This is a genomic window from Candidatus Thiothrix putei (assembly GCA_029972225.1).
GTDB classification, from domain to species: domain Bacteria; phylum Pseudomonadota; class Gammaproteobacteria; order Thiotrichales; family Thiotrichaceae; genus Thiothrix; species Thiothrix putei.
In genome coordinates this window covers 3,367,387-3,386,279 of sequence record CP124756.1, presented here as the reverse complement: position 1 = coordinate 3,386,279, position 18,893 = coordinate 3,367,387, and the positions used below count along the sequence as shown (strand labels likewise).

Here is an 18,893-nt window from a genome sequence, read left to right as displayed (position 1 = left end):
TATGTAAATGTTGCTGTTTATAGGATTGCACGATAACGGTTTACATGATTATCGTGCAAGGGAAACGGGAAAAGTGGCGTTTGTTGCTACTGAGAGTCGCTATTAGCGGTGTATCATTTAAGCGGAGGTTCGCCATGCATGAAATGTCCCTATGCGAAAGTGTCTTGCAAGTGTTGGAAAATGAAGCTAAACGCCAGCACTTTAGCCAAGTGAAGGCGGTGTGGCTTGAAATCGGGGCAATGTCCGGTGTAGAAATCGAGGCCATGCGCTTCTGTTTTGACGTAATCGTGCGAAATACCTTGGCAGATGGGGCTACACTGGAAATCATTGAAATCCCCGCGCAAGCATGGTGTTTGGATTGTGCGCAAACAGTTGCCATACAACAACGTTATGATGCTTGCCCGCACTGCGGCAGTTACCAACTACAGGTGACACAGGGGGATGAAATGCGCATTAAAGAACTGGAGGTGACGTGATGTGTACCGTATGTGGATGTGGAACAGACTCGGCGGAGCATTCCCTGATTCGTGGGCATAGTCATAGCCACGCGGCGGGCTTGAACAATGCACGGATGGTGCAAATCGAGCAAGACATTCTCGGCAAAAACAATCAATACGCGGCGCAAAACCGTCAGTGGTTGGCTGAACGTGGCATACTGGCTCTCAATTTGGTATCCAGCCCCGGTTCGGGCAAAACCACCTTGCTGACCGAAACCCTGACCCGCTTGCAGGGCAACCTGCCAATGGCGGTGATCGAAGGCGACCAGCAAACCAGCAATGACGCTGACCGCATTCGCGCCACGGGCGTTCCCGCGCTGCAAATCAATACCGGCAAAGGCTGTCACTTGGATGCGCACATGGTCGGGCAGGCGCTCGAATCGTTACCCATCGCCAACGGCGGCATTTTATTCATCGAAAATGTTGGCAATTTGGTTTGTCCCGCTGCCTTCGATTTGGGCGAAGCGCACAAAGTGGTGATTCTCTCTGTCACCGAAGGCGAAGACAAGCCGATCAAATACCCCGACATGTTCCACGCGGCGGATTTAATGATCCTCAATAAGATTGACTTGTTGCCGTATCTGAAATTCGATGTGGCAAAATGTGAAGAATACGCCCGCCGTGTTAACCCCACCATCCAGATTTTGCATGTTTCTGCCACTAGCGGCGTAGGAATAGGGGGCTGGCTTGACTGGTTAATTTGTGTCAAACCGCCAGTTCCAGCATAATCTAAACTCTATGAAATCAATGTTAAAAAGGAGAATAGATCATGGCAGAATGGCGTAAAGTGGCTAAAGGCTTCGTACTGGCTGACGGTCATATTAGCATCAAAGAAGTCGATATGCTGCGTGAACTGGTGCTGAAAGACGGCGCGGTAAGCAAAAGCGAGCTGGATTTCCTGAAAGAAATCAAAGCAGAAGCCAAAACAGCGGTGAAAGTTCTGGATGATTTGATCGTTGAATGCGAAGCAATGGTCGGCAAATAAGCCAGCCGAGTAACCACTGATTGATAAAGACGGCGGCGCAAGCGATTGTGCCGCCGTTTTTTTATGTCCGGCGCACTGACCTGCTACAATCGAACCATTACAACCGCAATAAGGAGTTCCCATGCAATCCTCACTGGTACTGACTGTTCTTGGCTCTGACCGCGCTGGTCTGGTCAAATCCCTTGCTGAAGCCGTTACCGCCCATCACGGCAACTGGCAGGAAAGCCGCATGGTTCACCTCGCAGGACAATTTGCCGGTCTTGCTCACGTCACCCTGCCGCAAGAACACGTCGCCAATCTCAAACAAGCCCTACAAGCCTTGCAAAACGACGGTCTGCAAATCTTGGTAACGGACAGCGAAGTTGGCGCTCCGCGTAATATCACACCGCTGACCTTGGAGCTTTTAGGTCACGACCGCCCCGGCATTATTCACGACATTACCCGCCAACTCGCCGCCTTGAACGTCAATATCGAAGAGCTGGAAAGCGAACAACGCGCCGCGCCCATGTCCAGCGAGTTAATGTTTTACGCCCACCTTAAGCTGGGTTTGCCGGATGGTGTGACGGCGGATGATGTGCAAGGTGCGTTTGAAGCGATGCCTGATCCGCTGACGGTTGATCTCAATTTCAGTTAAGCAAGGAGAGCAGCATGTGCCTCGGCATCCCCGGACAAATTACCGAATTGGTTGACCATGAATTTCTCGTTGCCAAAGTGGATATTGGCGGGGTGAAACGCGATGTCATTATCACTTGCGTGGTCGATGACGAACACCCGGCTGAAAGTTGCGTCGGGGATTGGGTGCTGGTACACGCCGGTTTTGCGATGAGCCGGTTGGATGAGGAGGAAGCTGCTCGTACCTTAGCCTTGCTGGCAGAATTAGGCGATATGCAGGACGAGATCGACTTGATGCGGCAAGTGGGTAGTTCCGTATGAAATACATGGACGAATTCCGCGACCCCGCCACTGCCAAAAAGCTGGTAGAAGAAATCAAACGGCTTGCACCCATCGCTCGCGGTCAACGTGAAATGCCTTTGCAAATCATGGAATTCTGCGGCGGACATACCCATACCTTGTTCAAATACGGCATTGCGTCGATGTTGCCCGCCGACATCGAAATGGTGCACGGCCCCGGTTGCCCGGTGTGCGTATTGCCGATGGCGCGGGTGGATGATTGCGTGGCAATTGCGGAACAACCCAGCGTGATTTTTACCACGTTTGGTGATGCCATGCGTGTCCCCGGTACGCGCAAAAGCCTGTTGCAAGCCAAAGCGGATGGTTGCGATGTGCGCATGGTGTATTCGCCGATGGATGCGCTGGCGATTGCCCGTAAAAATCCTGAGCGCGAAGTGGTGTTTTTCGCGCTGGGGTTTGAAACCACCATGCCCAGTACCGCATTGACCCTGTTGCAGGCATACCGTGAAGGGCTGAAAAACTTTTCGCTGTTCTGCAATCACATCACCACGCCTGCGACGATGCGGGCAATTCTGACCGATCCCGATTTGCGACTGGATGGTTTCCTCGCTCCCGGACACGTCAGCATGGTGATCGGCGCACACCCCTATGATTTCGTGACCCGCGATTACCGCAAGCCGTTGGTGATTACCGGCTTTGAACCGCTGGATATTTTGCAAGCCTTGTGGATGTTGGTGAAACAGTTTGCCGAAGGGCGTTGCGAGGTCGAAAATCAATATGCGCGGATTGTGCCAGAGGCGGGCAATGTTGCGGGGTTGAAAGCCATTGCGGAGGTCTACGAAACGCGGGAGCACAGCGAGTTTCGCGGCTTGGGGAATATTGGCGATGCGGGTGTCCAGATTCGGGATGATTATGCGGCTTACGATGCGGAGAAGAAGTTTGGTTTGCCCATCGACTTCGCTCAGGGCGCGGTTGGGTACGATCCTGAACATCTGAAGTGTGCGGATGTGTTGCGCGGGGTGATGAAACCGTGGGAATGCCCAGCGTTTGCGAAGACGTGCAATCCGCAAAATCCGCTGGGGGCGTTGATGGTGTCGCCGGAGGGTTCGTGTGCGGCGTATTATGCGTATGGGAAGTTGGCGAAACGGTCTTGAACCGGGATTTTTAGGATGAAAGGATTAATAGGATTGGGGGAGGGGGCGGTATGAATTTTAGTGGCTCGATTACGTTGGCGCATGGCAGTGGCGGGCGGGTGATGCATCAATTGGTGGATGAGCTTATCCGTAGCACCTTCAGCAATCCGCTGTTGGAAGAGGGCGAAGATCAGGCGCGTATTCCGTTGGCGGGATTAGGTGCGCAAGGTGATAGGTTGGCATTCACCACGGATTCTTACGTGGTTACGCCGCTGGAATTTCCTGGTGGCAATATCGGCACACTCGCCATCAATGGCACGGTCAACGATTTGGCAGTCGGGGGTGCGAAACCGCTGTACTTGAGTTGCGGTTTCATTATTGAAGAAGGTTTGTCGTTGGAAACCTTCGCCCGCATATTGCAATCCATGCGCTTGGCGGCGGATGAAGCAGGCGTGCAAATCGTCACGGGTGATACCAAAGTCGTGCAACGCGGCGGGGCGGATAAGTTGTTTATCAATACGGCTGGGGTGGGCGTGATTCCGGCTGGTTTCAACCCGTCCGCTGGCGGTGCGCAAGTGGGCGATGTGGTCATCATCAACGGCTGGTTAGGCGATCATGGCGCGGCAATCCTGAATGCGCGGGGCGATTTGGCGTTGGAGGCGGATATTGAATCCGATTGCGCTCCGTTGAATGCGCTGGTGGAAGCGATGTTTGCGGCTTGTTCCGACATTCATTGTTTACGCGATGCGACCCGTGGCGGGCTGGCGACAGTGCTGAATGAATTTGCGGAACGTTCCGGCGTGGATATGGTGCTGAAGGAAGATACTTTGCCGATTCGTACTCCGGTGCGTGGCATGTGCGAAATTCTGGGTTTAGACCCGCTGTATTTGGCGAATGAAGGCAAGCTGGTCGCCGTTGTTCCGGCAGAGGCGGCGCAAACGGTGTTGGCGGCGATGCAGCGCATTCCCGCAGGTTATCACGCCTGCATTATTGGTGCGGTGGTGGAGGGCGAGGGGCATGTGATCTTGCAAACCGCTTTCGGTGGGGAACGGATTGTTGATATGCTGCCGGGAGAGCAGTTACCGCGCATTTGCTGAACCCCATCGGAGTCTGGATGAAAACCAAAAAAGCCGCTTACGGCAAACCCCAACGCCTCAAGTTTCCTGCTGACGAGGCGGCAAATAAATGGCTGGGTTACGCCTTCGACGCCTATTACCGCGCGGATGTCGGTGTTGCCAAAGGTATTCAGCAAGAAGAACGCAACGGGCGTAAACTTGCCTGTGCCAAAGGTTGTTCTAATTGCTGTAAGAGTCACACCACCATTCCGATTTTTCCGCTGGAATTGCTGGGGCTGTATTGGTATGTCACCAAGATCATGCCCGCTGAGACACGCACCCGCTTGAAACCGCAACTGGCGAATCATGTGGCAGGGCAGCCTTGCCCGTTTTTGCTGGAGGGGGCGTGTAGCGTGCACCCGATGCGTCCGCTGGCGTGCCGCCATTTCAATGTGTTTGGCAAAACGTGTGCGGAAGGTGAGGATGCTTTTTACACTCGTCGTGAGGATGTGTTGACCCCGCTCAAGTTCCATCAGGATGCGGCTTACGAGGCAATGTTGCCGTTTCATGGGATGGTAACGCCGGAGCAAAAGCAGGCAGCGATGCAGCATGGTTACGTGCAACAACAGGCGCGAGTTTTACAGGAAATAGACTGGGCGCATTTAGCCGCACGGCTTGAGTCATAAGGGATGAGTGCGTGCCGTATTCGCATTGCTGGCTTAGTCCAAGGTGTCGGTTTTCGCCCGAATGTTTGGCGCTTGGCGCAGGCGGGTGGTATCGCCGGAACAGTGCGCAATGACAGCAGCGGCGTGTTGATCGAGGCATGGGGCAGTGAATCGGCACTGGCTGATTTCCAACAGCAATTACGTACTGATATTCCACCGTTGGCACGGCTTGATGGCATTCACATCACGGTATTGGATGCCGATTGTCCACACCACGATTTCCGTATTATTGCCAGTGAATCCGGTGACGTTCACACGGGTATTGTGGCAGATGCGGCAATGTGTGCCGCTTGCTGTGCGGATATTTTTGATGCCAGCAATCGCCGTTACCGTTACCCATTTACCAATTGCACGCATTGTGGGCCACGTTTGAGCATTGTGCGCACCATTCCGTATGATCGTGCGAATACCAGTATGGCAGCGTTTACGCAATGTCCCGACTGCTTGCGCGAATACACCGACCCCGCCGACCGCCGTTTTCACGCGCAACCGAATGCTTGCCCGACGTGTGGCCCCAAGGTGTGGTTGGAAGACATGGCGGGGCAGGGGATTGAACTAACCAGAGCGGAACGTGATTGCATCGACACAGCCAGCCGCTTGCTACGTGAAGGTTGCATTATCGCGCTAATGGGCTTGGGGGGCGTGCACCTTGTTTGCGATGCAATGAATGAATCCAGTGTTGCTGAGCTTCGCCGTCGTAAACGCCGTTATCAGAAACCGTTGGCGTTGATGGCACGGGATATAGAGGTTATTCGCCAATATTGCTATATGAGCGAGGCAGAAGCGGCGTTATTGCACAGCAAACATGCGCCGATTGTGCTGCTAGAACGCAGGGTGGGAGGAGAAATACCTACCATCGGTTTCATGCTCCCCTACACCCCCCTCCACGCCCTGCTACTCGACACTTGGAATACGCCGCTGATCATGACCAGCGCCAACCTCAGCGAAGAACCGCAATGCATCACGTTGGATGAAACCCGCCAGCGAATGCAAGGCATCGCCGACTACCTGCTGTTACACAATCGACCGATCGTGAACCGTGTCGATGATTCTGTCACCCGTATCCTTGCAGGCAAACCGCGCTTATTGCGCCGTGCGCGTGGCTATGCACCCGAACCTATCCGCTTGCCGTCAGGCTTTGCGGATGCTCCGCCACTGTTGGCAATGGGGGGCGAACTTAAAAACACATTCGCATTGTTACGCGACGGGCAAGCCATTCTCTCGCAACACTTAGGCGACCTCGAAGATGCCCGTACTTGGCGCGAATACACCCACACTTTGCAGCTTTACCGTGACCTGTTCCAGCATCAACCGCAAGCGATTGTGGTCGATAAACACTCCAGCTACCGCTCCACTCAACTGGGGCAACAATGGGCGCGGGAACAAGGCTTGCCGCTGCTCGAAGTGCAACATCACCACGCCCACATTGCCGCTTGCATGGCAGAAAACGGCTGGCCTGTGGAGGGTGGCAAAGTGCTAGGTATCGTGCTGGATGGCTTAGGCTACGGTGATGATGGCACACTCTGGGGCGGCGAATTCTTGTTAGCAGATTACAGCGGTTATAAGCGGGTAGGGCATTTCAAACCCATCGCCATGCCCGGTGGTACGCAAGCCATTTTGCAACCCTGGCGCAATACCTGGGCGCATTTGCAAGCACTCGGTTGGTCAGAAGTCAGCACCTGTTTTGCCGATCTGGAGCTGATTCAATACTTGCAACAACAACCGTTGGCAACGCTGGAAACCATGTTAACGCGGGGGCTGAATTCCCCGTTGAGCAGTTCTTGTGGGCGGTTGTGTGATGCGGTGGCAGCAGCATTGAATTGCAGCCGCGACGGCATTAGCTACGAAGGGCAAGCGGCGCTTGAACTCGAAGCGCTTACGCCCGCGTGTTTGCTGAATATCGTACCTGCTTATCCCTTTGGTCTGGAAAAGAATGTGGCGGGTTGTTGGGAAATTGACCCCGCACCGCTGTGGTTTGAATTGCTCAAAGACCTGCAAACGGGCTATTGCCGCGAGGCGATTGCTGCACAATTCCACCAAGGGTTGATTCACGTTATTAGCGAGTTGGCACAACGTTTGTGGGTGGAATACCCGGAAATTAAAGCCATCGCGTTGTCGGGTGGTGTGTTCCAAAATGCCATTCTGTTTAACGGTATCAGCCAACGCCTGCAAGGGCTTGGGCAACAGGTACTCACCCACCAACACGTACCCACCAATGATGGTGGCATTGCCTTAGGTCAGGCTGTGATTGGCGCAATGCGTCAGAAGCAGGCATACTATGCCCCCTGAACCCCCATTGCTGCCTGAGGAATTGCATGTTTGCGCGAATCCGTGAAGACATTTACTGCATCTTTGACCGTGACCCGGCTGCCCGCAATGTATTTGAAATCGTCACCACTTACCCCGGTTTGCACGCAGTTTTCATTCACCACGTCAGCCATTGGTTATGGCAACGTGGCTTCAAATGGCTGGCGCGGGTATTGTCGAATGTGGCACGTTTGTTTACCGGCGTGGAAATTCACCCCGGCGCAACCATCGGGCGGCGCTTTTTTATCGATCACGGCATGGGCGTAGTGATCGGCGAAACGGCGGAAATTGGTGACGATTGCACCCTTTACCACGGCGTCACCTTGGGCGGCACAAGTTGGCAAAAAGGTAAACGCCACCCGACGTTGGGCAATGATGTGGTCATTGGTGCGGGTGCAAAAATTCTCGGCCCGATTACCTTAGCTAACGGTGCGCGGGTCGGTTCCAATGCCGTCGTGGTGAAAAGTGTGCCGGAAGGTGCCACCGTGACGGGCATTCCGGGGCGTGTCGTCACCCCACGCAAACACCAAGAAAAACGCCGTGAGGAAATTGCGCAGAAAATGGGATTCGACGCTTATGGCGCAACCCAAGATATGCCTGACCCCGTAGCCAATGCCGTTAACCGAATGCTTGACCACATTCACCTTATGGATGAGCGTATGGATAAACTCTGTGAAGAAGTGCATCGTCTTGGCGGGCACTTGGAAATGGTGCCATTGCCCATGTTAAAAACGGAAGGTTTTGGTGGTATGGAGGGTAGTAGTGACGACTCTGCCAAAAGAGATACGGAAAACCTTAATACTTGACTAGTTTTGTCAGGTATTGATAGGATGCATTCAGCTTGAATGGAGAGCATCAATATGAAACTGACTACTAAGGGTCGCTATGCAGTGACAGCCATGCTGGATTTGGCCTTGCACAATGGGGAGCAGCCAGTATCGCTGGCGGAGATTTCTGAACGGCAGGATATATCACTTTCCTATTTGGAACAACTGTTTGCCAAATTGCGCAAAGCCGGGCTGGTGGTCAGTATGCGTGGTCCAGGTGGTGGCTACCAACTGAACGGCGCTGCTGCCGACATTGTGATTGCTGACATTATCAGCGCCGTCGATGAAAACGTGGATGCTACCCGCTGTGGCGGCTTAGGCGATTGCCAAGACAATAAACGTTGCCTGACCCACGATTTGTGGATGGACTTGAGTAACCAAATTCGCGTCTTCCTGTCAGAAATCACCCTTGCTGACATGACCGCCAAAATGGAAGTCCAAGAAACCGCCGCGCGTCAGCATAATAAGCGCATTGATTTTATCCATTCACATTCCCATTAATGCTAGTGCAGGACAAGCCCCATGAGTGAAATGAAAATGCCCATTTACTTCGATTACGCCGCAACGACTCCCGTTGACCCGCGTGTTGCCGAAAGAATGATGCAATACCTGACCCCTGCTGGCATGTTCGGCAACCCTGCATCCAAAAGCCATGCGTTTGGTTGGGCAGCAGAAGAGGCGGTGGAACAGGCACGTCATGATGTAGCCGCACTGATCAATGCGGATGCCAAAGAAATCGTCTGGACGAGCGGTGCAACCGAATCCAATAATCTCGCGATCAAAGGTGCGGCACACTTTAATGAACGTCGCGGCAAACACATTATTACCTGCAAAACCGAACATAAAGCGGTGTTGGATACCTGCCGCCAATTGGAACGTGAAGGTTTTGAAGTCACCTACCTTGATCCAGAACCCAACGGTTTAATTGATCTGGAGAAGCTCAAAGCCGCCATGCGTGAAGACACCACCGTGGTTTCCATTATGCAGGTGAATAATGAAACCGGTGTGATTCAGGACATCGCCGCGATTGGTGAAATGTGCCGTGCGAACAAAACGGTTTTCCACGTGGATGCGGCGCAAAGTGCCGGTAAAGTGCCGATTGACATGGAAGCTTTGAAAGTGGATATGATGAGCTTTTCCGCTCACAAAATTTACGGGCCTAAAGGCATTGGTGCGTTGTATGTACGTCGCAAGCCGCGTGTGCGTATTGAAGCGCAAATGCATGGCGGCGGCCATGAACGCGGAATGCGTTCCGGTACCTTGCCTACGCACCAAATTGTGGGCATGGGGGAAGCATTTCGCATTGCCAAGCTGGAGATGGATACCGAGAAAGACCGTATACTAATGTTACGCAATCGCTTGTACGATGGTCTAAAAGATATTGAAGAGGTGTACGTGAACGGTGATTTGGAACGCCGCGTTGCGGGGATTCTGAACATCAGTTTCAACTACGTTGAAGGCGAAAGTCTGATGATGTCGTTGAAAGATTTGGCGATGTCTTCAGGTTCAGCGTGTACCAGTGCCAGTCTCGAACCCAGTTATGTGTTGCGTGCTTTGGGGCGTAGTGATGAATTGGCTCACAGTTCCCTACGCTTGTCGATGGGGCGATTCAGCACCGTCGAAGACGTGGATTACGCCATCGGACGTATTCGCACAGCGGTCGAAAAACTGCGTGAACTTTCTCCATTGTGGGAAATGTTCCAAGAAGGCATCGACATTAGTAAGGTCGAATGGGTTTCGCATTAAAGTTTCTACGAGGTATAGATCATGGCATACGGTGAAAAGGTCATTGACCATTACGAAAATCCCCGCAACGTGGGCAGTTTCAACAAGGCAGATGTGAATATCGGTACGGGCATGGTCGGTGCTCCGGCGTGCGGCGACGTCATGAAGCTGCAAATCAAGGTAAACGATCAAGGCATTATTGAAGATGCTAAGTTCAAAACCTACGGTTGCGGTTCAGCAATTGCGTCTTCCAGCTTGCTGACCGAGTGGGTCAAAGGCAAGACGCTGGAAGAGGCTAAGCAAATTAAGAACACGGATATTGCGGCTGAACTGGATTTGCCCCCGGTGAAAATTCACTGCTCGGTATTGGCAGAGGATGCGATTCGCACCGCGATTGAAGATTATCAAAAGAAACAGCAAGAACAAGCAGGTGCATAAGATGATTACCTTGACTGAATCCGCTGCTGCCCGCGTTAACAAGTTCATTGCCAACCGTGGCAAAGGCTTGGGTTTGCGCTTGGGTGTGAAAACTAACGGTTGCTCTGGCATGGCTTACGTCATGGAGTTCGTGGATGATCTGCAAGCAGAAGACACAGTGTTTGAAAGTCTGGGTGTAAAAGTCATCGTCGATCCCAAAGCGTTGGTGTATTTGGATGGCACTGAGGTCGATTATGCCCGCGAAGGCTTGAACGAAGGCTTTAAATTCACCAACCCTAACGAAAAAGCGCGTTGTGGGTGCGGTGAGAGCTTCACGGTCTAATGGCAATGTCAGCGCTGCAACAGGATTATTTCGCCCTGTTCGGTTTGCCGCCGCAATTCGAGGTCGATGGCGCGGTGTTAAGTCAGCGTTTTCGCGAATTGCAATCCCAATACCATCCTGATCGGTTTGCCAGTGGCAGCGATCAGGAGCGGCGCTTGGCAATGCAGATTACCTCATTGCTGAATGAAGCACATGACACATTGCGGCAACCGCGTCTGCGGGCGCGTTATTTGCTGGTGCTGGCTGGCGTGGTCATTAACGATGAGCGCGATACATCTTCCGACCCTGAATTTCTCGTGGAGCAGATGGAGTTGCGCGAGGCAATTGAAGAGGCTGAAACGGCAGAAGAGCCGTTTGAAGTGTTGGATGCCTTAGCCTCACAAGTGCGCCAAGCCATGCGCGATTTGGAAGGCGATTTCACCGCAGCATGGGCGCAGCAACACCTGCCTGCCGCCAAAGATGCTATGCTCAAAATGCGCTTTTTCGAGCGTCTGCTGGAAGACATTCGCCAGCGTGAAGAACGTCTTGAAGAAAGCTTCTAGGATTAATCATGGCATTACTGCAAATTTCCGAACCCGGCATGTCCACGACTGCGCATCAGCATCGACTGGCGGTGGGCATTGACCTTGGGACAACCAATTCATTAGTCGCTACCGTGCGCAGCGGTCAAGCCGATACCTTAGCGGACGCAGAGGGTCGGCATTTATTGCCTTCCGTGGTGCGTTATCAAGCCGATATTGCGCCGCTGGTGGGGTACGATGCCAAGGCCGCGATTAGCCAAGACCCCTACAATACCATTGCTTCTGCTAAACGCCTGATGGGGCGCGGAGTCGATGATGTGAAACAGCTTGGTGGGCATTTGCCGTACCATTTTGTGCATGGTGACTCGACCGTGCCACGCATTCATACCGTGGGTGGCGATGTTTCGGCGGTGGAAGTGTCGGCAGATATTTTGCGCGTCCTCAAGCAACGTGCGGAAGAAACCTTGGGTGGCGATTTGACCGGCGTGGTGATTACCGTTCCGGCGTATTTTGATGATGCGCAACGTCAAGCCACCCGTGATGCCGCGACGTTGGCGGGCTTGAATGTTTATCGCTTGTTGAATGAGCCAACCGCTGCCGCGGTCGCTTATGGTTTGGACCAAGATGCGGAAGGCGTGATCGCGGTCTACGATTTGGGCGGCGGCACGTTTGATATTTCGATTTTGCGTTTGCATAAAGGCGTATTTGAAGTATTGGCAACGGGTGGTGATTCGGCACTCGGTGGCGATGATTTCGATCATGTGATTGCGGAATGGTTGTTGCAAGCCTCTGGTTTGCAAGGCAGTGCCGAGCAAACGGTGTTGCGTGGTGCGTTGGTGGTAGCGCGTGATGCCAAAGAAGCGCTGACGACGGCAGAAACCACTGCGGTAACGTTAGGCGAGTGGCAGGGCGAATTCACGCGCAGCCAGATGAATGACTTGATTGCGCCCTTGATTAAAAAGACCTTGATGGCGTGCCGCCGTACTTTGCGTGATGCGAATCTGAGCAAGGATGAGGTGAAGGATGTCGTCATGGTCGGTGGTTCGACCCGTGTATTAGCAGTGCGCGAACAGGTCAGCGAATTTTTCGGTAAGCCGCCGCTGGTGAATATCGACCCTGATCGGGTGGTGGCACTTGGGGCGGCGATTCAAGCCGATATATTGGCGGGCAATAAGCCCGATTCCGATATGCTGTTGCTGGACGTGATTCCATTGTCACTGGGGTTGGAGACCATGGGCGGTTTGGTGGAAAAAGTGATTCCACGTAATACCACCATTCCTGTGGCTCGCGCTCAGGAGTTCACCACGTTTAAGGATGGGCAAACGGCGATGTCTATCCACGTGCTGCAAGGCGAACGGGATACGGTGGAAGCTTGCCGCTCGTTGGCACGTTTTTCATTGCGCGGTATTCCGCCGATGGTGGCGGGGGCAGCACGTATCCGCGTGACTTTCCAAGTCGATGCGGACGGTTTGCTGAATGTGACCGCGCAAGAGCAAACCACGGGGATTACATCGGGTGTCGAGGTGAAGCCGTCCTACGGTTTGAGCGATGCTGAAATCGAAACCATGTTGCGTGATTCCATGACGTATGCCCGCGATGATATGGAAGCGCGGCGGTTGCGTGAACAGCAAGTGGAAGCAGACCGCGCCATCGAAGCGCTGGATGCTGCCTTACAAACCGATGGCGAGGCATTGCTGAGTGCTGCCGAGCGTGAGCATATTCTCGGTTTCCGTGCAAAATTAGCCGAACTGCGCCCCAGCAATGATTACCAAGCGATTGAAGCGGGAATCAAGGCGTTGGAAAAAGCCGCCGAAGCTTATGTAGAGCGCCGTATGAATGCCAGTATTCGCGCCGCGATGACCGGCCACCGGGTTGACGAATTCAAAGGATAACACCATGCCAAAACTGATTTTTTTACCGCACGAAGACATTTGCCCAGAAGGTGCGGTGTTGGATGTCGAAACAGGGACGACCATTTGTGATGCGGCGTTGGCGCATGGTATTGCCATCGAACACGCTTGTGAGAAATCGTGTGCCTGCACGACTTGCCACGTCTATATCCGTGAGGGTTTCGATTCACTGGCAGATGCGACTGATCTGGAAGAAGATTATTTGGATAAGGCGTGGGGTGTAGACCCGGATTCACGCTTGAGTTGCCAAGCGAAAGTCGCGGCTGAAGATTTGGTGATCGAAATTCCCAAATATACCATCAATATGGTGTCTGAAAATCATTAAGGGGAGTAGGAAGTGGACGAACTTAAATGGACGGATACCTTGGAAATTGCTATCCAGTTGAACGACGCGCACCCTGATGTTGATCCGCGTTATATTCGCTTTACGGATTTACATGCGTGGGTGCAGGCATTGGATGGGTTTAACGATAACCCAGAAAAATCCAATGAGAAGATCCTAGAGGCGATTCAAATGGCGTGGATTGAAGAAGCGGAGTAGGTGAATCTGGCTTGTTGCTGCTCACAACAAGCCATCTGTTGGAATTCAACTGCCGTTTTGTGTGCGACTTGTTTGATCGGCTGAAGCCAGTTTGCGCAAGTCTGCAAGATCACGCACCATTGCAGTTGCCACACTTTTGAACGCTTGCATTTCTTCCGCAGTCATAATGCCGACTTGTGGGAGTTCTACTGCCATTGGGTTTTGCGGTTCACCATTGACCCGGAATTCGTAATGCACATGGTTGCCAGTGGATGTTCCCGTTGAGCCAACATACCCAATCACCTCACCGCGTTTAACGCTTTGCCCTGATTTTAAGTCTTCTTTGAAAGCTGACATGTGTCCGTACAGAGTCGTGATGCCATTAATATGGCTTAATTCAATGACATTGCCGTAGCCACCTTGTCGACCAATGGATTTGACGCTACCGTCGGCGGTGGCATAAATCGGTGTGCCACGGGGCGCGGCAAAATCCGTACCGGCATGGTTTTTACGTAAGCCAAAAACAGGGTGGCGACGCATTCCAAAACCAGAACTCAAGCGTCCGTCGGCAAGTGGCTTGCGGTCAAAGGCGGCACGTTTCAGTTCAGTGTCACCATCGGGGCGGAAGTAGTCGGTTCTGCCTTCACCCAACGTGAAACGTACTCGCTGATAGGATTTTTTCGCGGTGGCGTATTCGGCTGCCAGTACTTTGTCGGTGTAGATACTTTCGCCTTGGTAACGGAAATCTTCAAAAATAACGCCAATTTTATCACCTGCTTTGATGCCTTTCTTGAAATCGACATCTTTCTGGAAGACTTGACTGAGTTGACGAATGACCGACTTGCTCAAGCCTGCGGCTTTGCCATCTTTTTGTATGGAATGTTTGACCGTGAAAGCGATTTTGGCATTGCGGGTTTCCAATGCATTGCTTTCCCATTTGCCGACGTAGCCGTCATCCGTCACGGAAACGATGTAAACTTCAGCGTTGTTTTTGGCATAAATGAGCTGTTGTAAGCTGTCATCAACCACTTGGGTGAAGAGGCGGGTATCCGCTTTCAGATTGCCGAGTGCTTGTTTGATGGTGGTATTTTCCAGCAGTTTTTGTGATGTTTTGGTGAGTTCGAGTCTGCCTAGAATGGATTCTAGGGTGTCATCCGTTTCTACTGTGTGTGCCGACCAGTTACCTTGCGTGGCATCGGGCAAAATATCGACGGCGTATCCTGAGAAAGATTCAACCGCAACGGCTGGTAAATTCAGATCCTTAACGATTTGCGCAGGGGATGTGCTATCCAGCAATGGCTCTGTCAGGTGAATGATTTTGCCGTCTTCCGTGCTGCTGATCATTGAGTAAACAGGTACATTGCCCAGTGTAGCAAGGCCACAGGCAAGTAATAATGAGCGAGTCGCAAGGTAGCGCAGCGGCTTTTTCGTAGAAAGGGACTGTGTAGCAAGAGTACGCGGTTTGGCTGGTACTTTTGGCTTCGCGCTGTTTTTGGGTGGCGCTACCCTAATGTTGACCGGGGCAGGTTTTAGAAGGCTTTCCAACAGTTTAGATGGAGTCTTTATTGACCCAGATTTATGATCCGCAGGAATATAACATCCGGGGAAATCAAAGCCTTTCATAGTCTCGTCCCAGCTTTTTTTGGGTTGTGACTTTCGTGTAAACGATGACAAGGGTTTTCACTCCATACTTGTTATCAAATGGTATGTTTCTGTATGTTTTTCATACAAAAACCTGCAAGTGAAGCAGAGGTTAGCGAGTATGTACTGAATCATTCCTGAACTCAATAGAGGTTGACTCACCACGCTTATCAGCCAAAAATGCCGACACTCTCTATGCTGGCTTGACCTTGCATCTGAGAAAACTGATAAACTTACTCGTCTATGTAGATCAAAATTAAAGAATTGTCAATTCTGGAGCATGTTAAATGGATGATGTTGCTGACCTGATGCAAGAGCTGGTACGTGGCTGTGAAGAGGTGCTGGTCGAAGCCGAATTGGTGGCGAAACTTAAAAAAGGTAAGCCACTTAGGATAAAAGCGGGTTTCGATCCAACTGCGCCTGATTTGCATCTGGGGCATACCGTGCTCATTAATAAGATGAGACAGTTTCAGGATGCCGGACACCAGATTTTATTTCTAATCGGTGATTTTACGGGGATGATCGGCGATCCAACCGGAAAATCTACCACGCGCCCGCCGTTGACGGTTGAACAGGTGCAACAAAATTCCCTGACGTATCAGGAACAGATTTTCAAGATTCTTGACCCCGACAAAACCGAGATCATGTTTAACTCGGCGTGGATGAATCAGTTAGGCAGTGCGGGCTTGATTCAATTGGCTGCTAAACAAACGGTGGCGCGGATGTTGGAACGTGATGATTTCACCAAACGCTACAAATCGGGGCAGTCCATTGCGATTCATGAATTCCTCTACCCATTGGTACAGGGTTACGATTCGGTGGCGATGAAAGCCGATGTGGAGTTGGGTGGCACGGATCAGAAGTTTAATCTGCTGATGGGGCGTGATTTACAGCGTCAATACGGGCAGGAACAGCAGGTGGTCATGACCATGCCATTGCTCGAAGGCTTGGATGGCGTTAATAAAATGTCTAAGTCGTTAGGTAACTACATTGGTATTACTGATGCGCCTAACGATATGTTTGGCAAGATCATGTCGATCTCGGATGAGTTGATGTGGCGTTACTTTGAATTACTCAGCTTCCGTCCACTGACTGAACTTAAGCGTTTCAAGCAGGATGTGGAGCAGGGGGCGAATCCGCGTGATCTTAAATTCCTGTTGGCGGAAGAGCTGATTGCGCGTTTCCACAGTCAGGCGGCGGCAGTTGGGGCGCGTGAAGACTTCATTGCACGTTTCCAGAAAGGTGCGATGCCGGATGAAATGGACGAAATTAGCCTCGTTGCCGAAGGCGCGGGAATGCCAATTGCATCACTATTGAAAGCGGCAGGCTTGATTGGCAGTACGTCGGATGCGTTGCGGATGATTCAACAGGGTGGCGTGAAAGTCGATGGCATCAAGGTTGAAGACCGTAATCTTTTGATTGAAAAGGGAATCACGGCAGTCTTCCAAGTAGGCAAGCGTAAGTTCGCCAAAATAACCTTGGCTTAAGGCAAAAAACAGGTTGACGGGCTTAACTCAGTCTGTATAATGCGCCGCTCACTCAGGGCAAAAACGCTCTGAAACAAAAGCAGAATCAGTGACTTAGGTTGTGTGTTTTGCTTTTAGAGTCCGAAAGATTTTTGAAAAAGTGTTTGACACGAACCTCGAAAGCCTTTAAGATTCGCCCCTCGCTGCTTAGAGAGCAGTGCGCAGATTAACAAAAGAAGCCAGAAAACTTGTGTGGGGGCTTGTGATTGTGTCGAGAGGCACAGAAGCAAGCAACCATTGAGTTCACGTTAATGTAATTTATACGTAATTTCGATGGATTTGCTCTTCAATTTCAAAAGATGAAGATTGAACTGAAGAGTTTGATCCTGGCTCAGATTGAACGCTGGCGGTATGCTTAAGACATGCAAGTCGAACGGAATCTTCGGATTCAGTGGCGGACGGGTGAGTAACACGTGGGAATCTACTGAGTAGTGGGGGACAGCCCGGCGAAAGCCGGATTAATACCGCATACGCCCTACGGGGGAAAGGCGCAAGCCGCTATTTAATGAGCCCGCGTAAGATTAGCTAGTTGGTAAGGTAAAGGCTTACCAAGGCGACGATCTTTAGCTGGTCTGAGAGGATGGCCAGCCACATCGGGACTGAGACACGGCCCGGACTCCTACGGGAGGCAGCAGTCGGGAATATTGGACAATGGGCGCAAGCCTGATCCAGCAATACCGCGTGTGTGAAGAAGGCCTGCGGGTTGTAAAGCACTTTCAGTTGGGAAGATAATGACGTTACCAACAGAAGAAGCACCGGCTAACTCCGTGCCAGCAGCCGCGGTAATACGGAGGGTGCAAGCGTTAATCGGAATTACTGGGCGTAAAGCGTGCGTAGGCGGTTACTTAAGTCAGATGTGAAATCCCCGGGCTCAACCTGGGAACTGCATCTGATACTGGGTGACTAGAGTGTGGGAGAGGAGAGTGGAATTTCCGGTGTAGCGGTGAAATGCATAGAGATCGGAAGGAACATCAGTGGCGAAGGCGACTCTCTGGACCAACACTGACGCTGAGGCACGAAAGCGTGGGTAGCAAACAGGATTAGATACCCTGGTAGTCCACGCCGTAAACGATGTCAACTAGCCGTCAGGCCCGCTTTAGGGTTTGGTGGTGGAGCTAACGTATTAAGTTGACCGCCTGGGGAGTACGCTCGCAAGAGTAAAACTCAAAGGAATTGACGGGGGCCCGCACAAGCGGTGGAGCATGTGGTTTAATTCGATGCAACGCGAAGAACCTTACCTGGTCTTGACATGCAGTGAACTTTGCAGAAATGTATTGGTGCCTTCGGGAACACTGACACAGGTGCTGCACGGCTGTCGTCAGCTCGTGTCGTGAGATGTTGGGTTAAGTCCCGCAACGAGCGCAACCCCTATCCCTAGTTGCCAGCACGTAATGGTGGGAACTCTAAGGAGACTGCCGGTGACAAACCGGAGGAAGGTGGGGATGACGTCAAGTCATCATGGCCCTTATGACCAGGGCTACACACGTGCTACAATGGGTGGTACAGAGGGAAGCAATACCGCGAGGTGGAGCAAATCCCAGAAAGCCATCCGTAGTCCGGATCGGAGTCTGCAACTCGACTCCGTGAAGTCGGAATCGCTAGTAATCGCGAATCAGCATGTCGCGGTGAATACGTTCCCGGGCCTTGTACACACCGCCCGTCACACCATGGGAGTTTGTTGCACCAGAAGCAGGTAGTCTAACCGCAAGGAGGGCGCTTGCCACGGTGTGGCCGATGACTGGGGTGAAGTCGTAACAAGGTAGCCGTAGGGGAACCTGCGGCTGGATCACCTCCTTTACGAGAAACGCCGCTCACACGAACACAAGTTCCCACACAAGTCGTCTGGCAG

20 protein-coding genes and 1 rRNA gene are annotated in these 18,893 nt (G+C 52.2%); 20 read left to right on the top strand and 1 reads right to left on the bottom strand.

The features are described 5' to 3' along the window. The first annotated feature begins 134 nt into the window (after nt 1-134). The 18 genes from hypA (at nt 135) to iscX (ending at nt 13,898) form a co-directional block, all read left to right on the top strand. Nucleotides 135-476, top strand: a complete 342-nt coding sequence (gene hypA, locus QJT81_17290; protein WGZ93532.1) for a hydrogenase maturation nickel metallochaperone HypA — start codon at nt 135-137, stop codon at nt 474-476. Further along, a complete protein-coding gene (hypB, locus tag QJT81_17285; GenBank protein WGZ96510.1) occupies nt 476-1,225 on the top strand; it encodes a hydrogenase nickel incorporation protein HypB in 750 nt (249 codons plus the stop codon). Before hypA ends, hypB begins: the two co-directional genes overlap by 1 nt. Nucleotides 1,226-1,266: 41 nt before the next feature. Then, complete coding sequence (locus QJT81_17280) at nt 1,267-1,482, top strand: hypothetical protein (GenBank protein WGZ93531.1); 216 nt, start codon at nt 1,267-1,269, stop codon at nt 1,480-1,482. A gap of 121 nt (nt 1,483-1,603) precedes the next feature. Then, entirely contained in the window at nt 1,604-2,116 is a 513-nt protein-coding gene (locus QJT81_17275; GenBank protein ID WGZ93530.1) for an ACT domain-containing protein, read from the top strand. A 14-nt stretch (nt 2,117-2,130) separates the two neighbouring features. After that, on the top strand, nt 2,131-2,415 hold the full coding sequence (locus QJT81_17270; GenBank protein WGZ93529.1) for a HypC/HybG/HupF family hydrogenase formation chaperone: 285 nt from the start codon (nt 2,131-2,133) through the stop codon (nt 2,413-2,415). Beyond that, nucleotides 2,412-3,548, top strand: coding sequence for a hydrogenase formation protein HypD (gene hypD / locus QJT81_17265; GenBank protein WGZ93528.1), 1,137 nt, complete (start codon nt 2,412-2,414; stop codon nt 3,546-3,548). Before QJT81_17270 ends, hypD begins: the two co-directional genes overlap by 4 nt. Before the next feature lie 50 nt (nt 3,549-3,598). After that, the gene (gene hypE, locus QJT81_17260; protein WGZ93527.1) at nt 3,599-4,624 is read left to right on the top strand and encodes a hydrogenase expression/formation protein HypE; all 1,026 of its coding nucleotides are present in this window, start codon (nt 3,599-3,601) and stop codon (nt 4,622-4,624) included. A gap of 17 nt (nt 4,625-4,641) precedes the next feature. Next, complete coding sequence (locus QJT81_17255) at nt 4,642-5,268, top strand: YkgJ family cysteine cluster protein (GenBank protein ID WGZ93526.1); 627 nt, start codon at nt 4,642-4,644, stop codon at nt 5,266-5,268. Between the two features lie 3 nt (nt 5,269-5,271). After that, nucleotides 5,272-7,596, top strand: coding sequence for a carbamoyltransferase HypF (gene hypF / locus QJT81_17250; GenBank protein ID WGZ93525.1), 2,325 nt, complete (start codon nt 5,272-5,274; stop codon nt 7,594-7,596). A gap of 26 nt (nt 7,597-7,622) precedes the next feature. After that, nucleotides 7,623-8,420: a serine O-acetyltransferase gene (gene cysE / locus QJT81_17245; GenBank protein ID WGZ93524.1), complete on the top strand. Its 798-nt coding sequence runs from the start codon at nt 7,623-7,625 to the stop codon at nt 8,418-8,420. A gap of 54 nt (nt 8,421-8,474) precedes the next feature. After that, the gene (gene iscR, locus QJT81_17240) at nt 8,475-8,942 is read left to right on the top strand and encodes a Fe-S cluster assembly transcriptional regulator IscR (protein ID WGZ93523.1); all 468 of its coding nucleotides are present in this window, start codon (nt 8,475-8,477) and stop codon (nt 8,940-8,942) included. 21 nt (nt 8,943-8,963) lie between these two features. Beyond that, on the top strand, nt 8,964-10,187 hold the full coding sequence (locus tag QJT81_17235) for an IscS subfamily cysteine desulfurase (GenBank protein ID WGZ93522.1): 1,224 nt from the start codon (nt 8,964-8,966) through the stop codon (nt 10,185-10,187). A 21-nt stretch (nt 10,188-10,208) separates the two neighbouring features. Further along, nucleotides 10,209-10,604 carry a Fe-S cluster assembly scaffold IscU gene (iscU, locus tag QJT81_17230; GenBank protein ID WGZ93521.1) on the top strand — a complete coding sequence of 132 codons (396 nt, stop codon included), beginning with the start codon at nt 10,209-10,211 and terminating at the stop codon, nt 10,602-10,604. A 1-nt stretch (nt 10,605) separates the two neighbouring features. Then, complete coding sequence (gene iscA / locus QJT81_17225; GenBank protein ID WGZ93520.1) at nt 10,606-10,926, top strand: iron-sulfur cluster assembly protein IscA; 321 nt, start codon at nt 10,606-10,608, stop codon at nt 10,924-10,926. Further along, nucleotides 10,926-11,468, top strand: a complete 543-nt coding sequence (gene hscB, locus QJT81_17220; GenBank protein WGZ93519.1) for a Fe-S protein assembly co-chaperone HscB — start codon at nt 10,926-10,928, stop codon at nt 11,466-11,468. The genes iscA and hscB overlap by 1 nt, the downstream gene beginning before the upstream one ends. An 8-nt stretch (nt 11,469-11,476) precedes the next feature. Continuing rightward, entirely contained in the window at nt 11,477-13,339 is a 1,863-nt protein-coding gene (hscA, locus tag QJT81_17215) for a Fe-S protein assembly chaperone HscA (protein ID WGZ93518.1), read from the top strand. Between the two features lie 4 nt (nt 13,340-13,343). Further along, on the top strand, nt 13,344-13,682 hold the full coding sequence (fdx, locus tag QJT81_17210; protein ID WGZ93517.1) for an ISC system 2Fe-2S type ferredoxin: 339 nt from the start codon (nt 13,344-13,346) through the stop codon (nt 13,680-13,682). A gap of 12 nt (nt 13,683-13,694) precedes the next feature. Next, complete coding sequence (iscX, locus tag QJT81_17205) at nt 13,695-13,898, top strand: Fe-S cluster assembly protein IscX (GenBank protein ID WGZ93516.1); 204 nt, start codon at nt 13,695-13,697, stop codon at nt 13,896-13,898. Nucleotides 13,899-13,943: 45 nt separating this feature from the next. Here the strand turns inward: iscX and QJT81_17200 are convergent, their stop codons facing one another. Beyond that, entirely contained in the window at nt 13,944-15,221 is a 1,278-nt protein-coding gene (locus tag QJT81_17200; protein ID WGZ93515.1) for a peptidoglycan DD-metalloendopeptidase family protein, read from the bottom strand. A gap of 584 nt (nt 15,222-15,805) precedes the next feature. Between QJT81_17200 and tyrS the strand changes: the two genes are divergently transcribed. Together tyrS and QJT81_17190 are read left to right on the top strand one after the other, a co-directional pair. Then, on the top strand, nt 15,806-17,005 hold the full coding sequence (gene tyrS / locus QJT81_17195) for a tyrosine--tRNA ligase (GenBank protein WGZ93514.1): 1,200 nt from the start codon (nt 15,806-15,808) through the stop codon (nt 17,003-17,005). 347 nt (nt 17,006-17,352) lie between these two features. After that, nucleotides 17,353-18,841, top strand: a 16S ribosomal RNA gene (locus QJT81_17190). Nucleotides 18,842-18,893 lie beyond the last annotated feature (52 nt).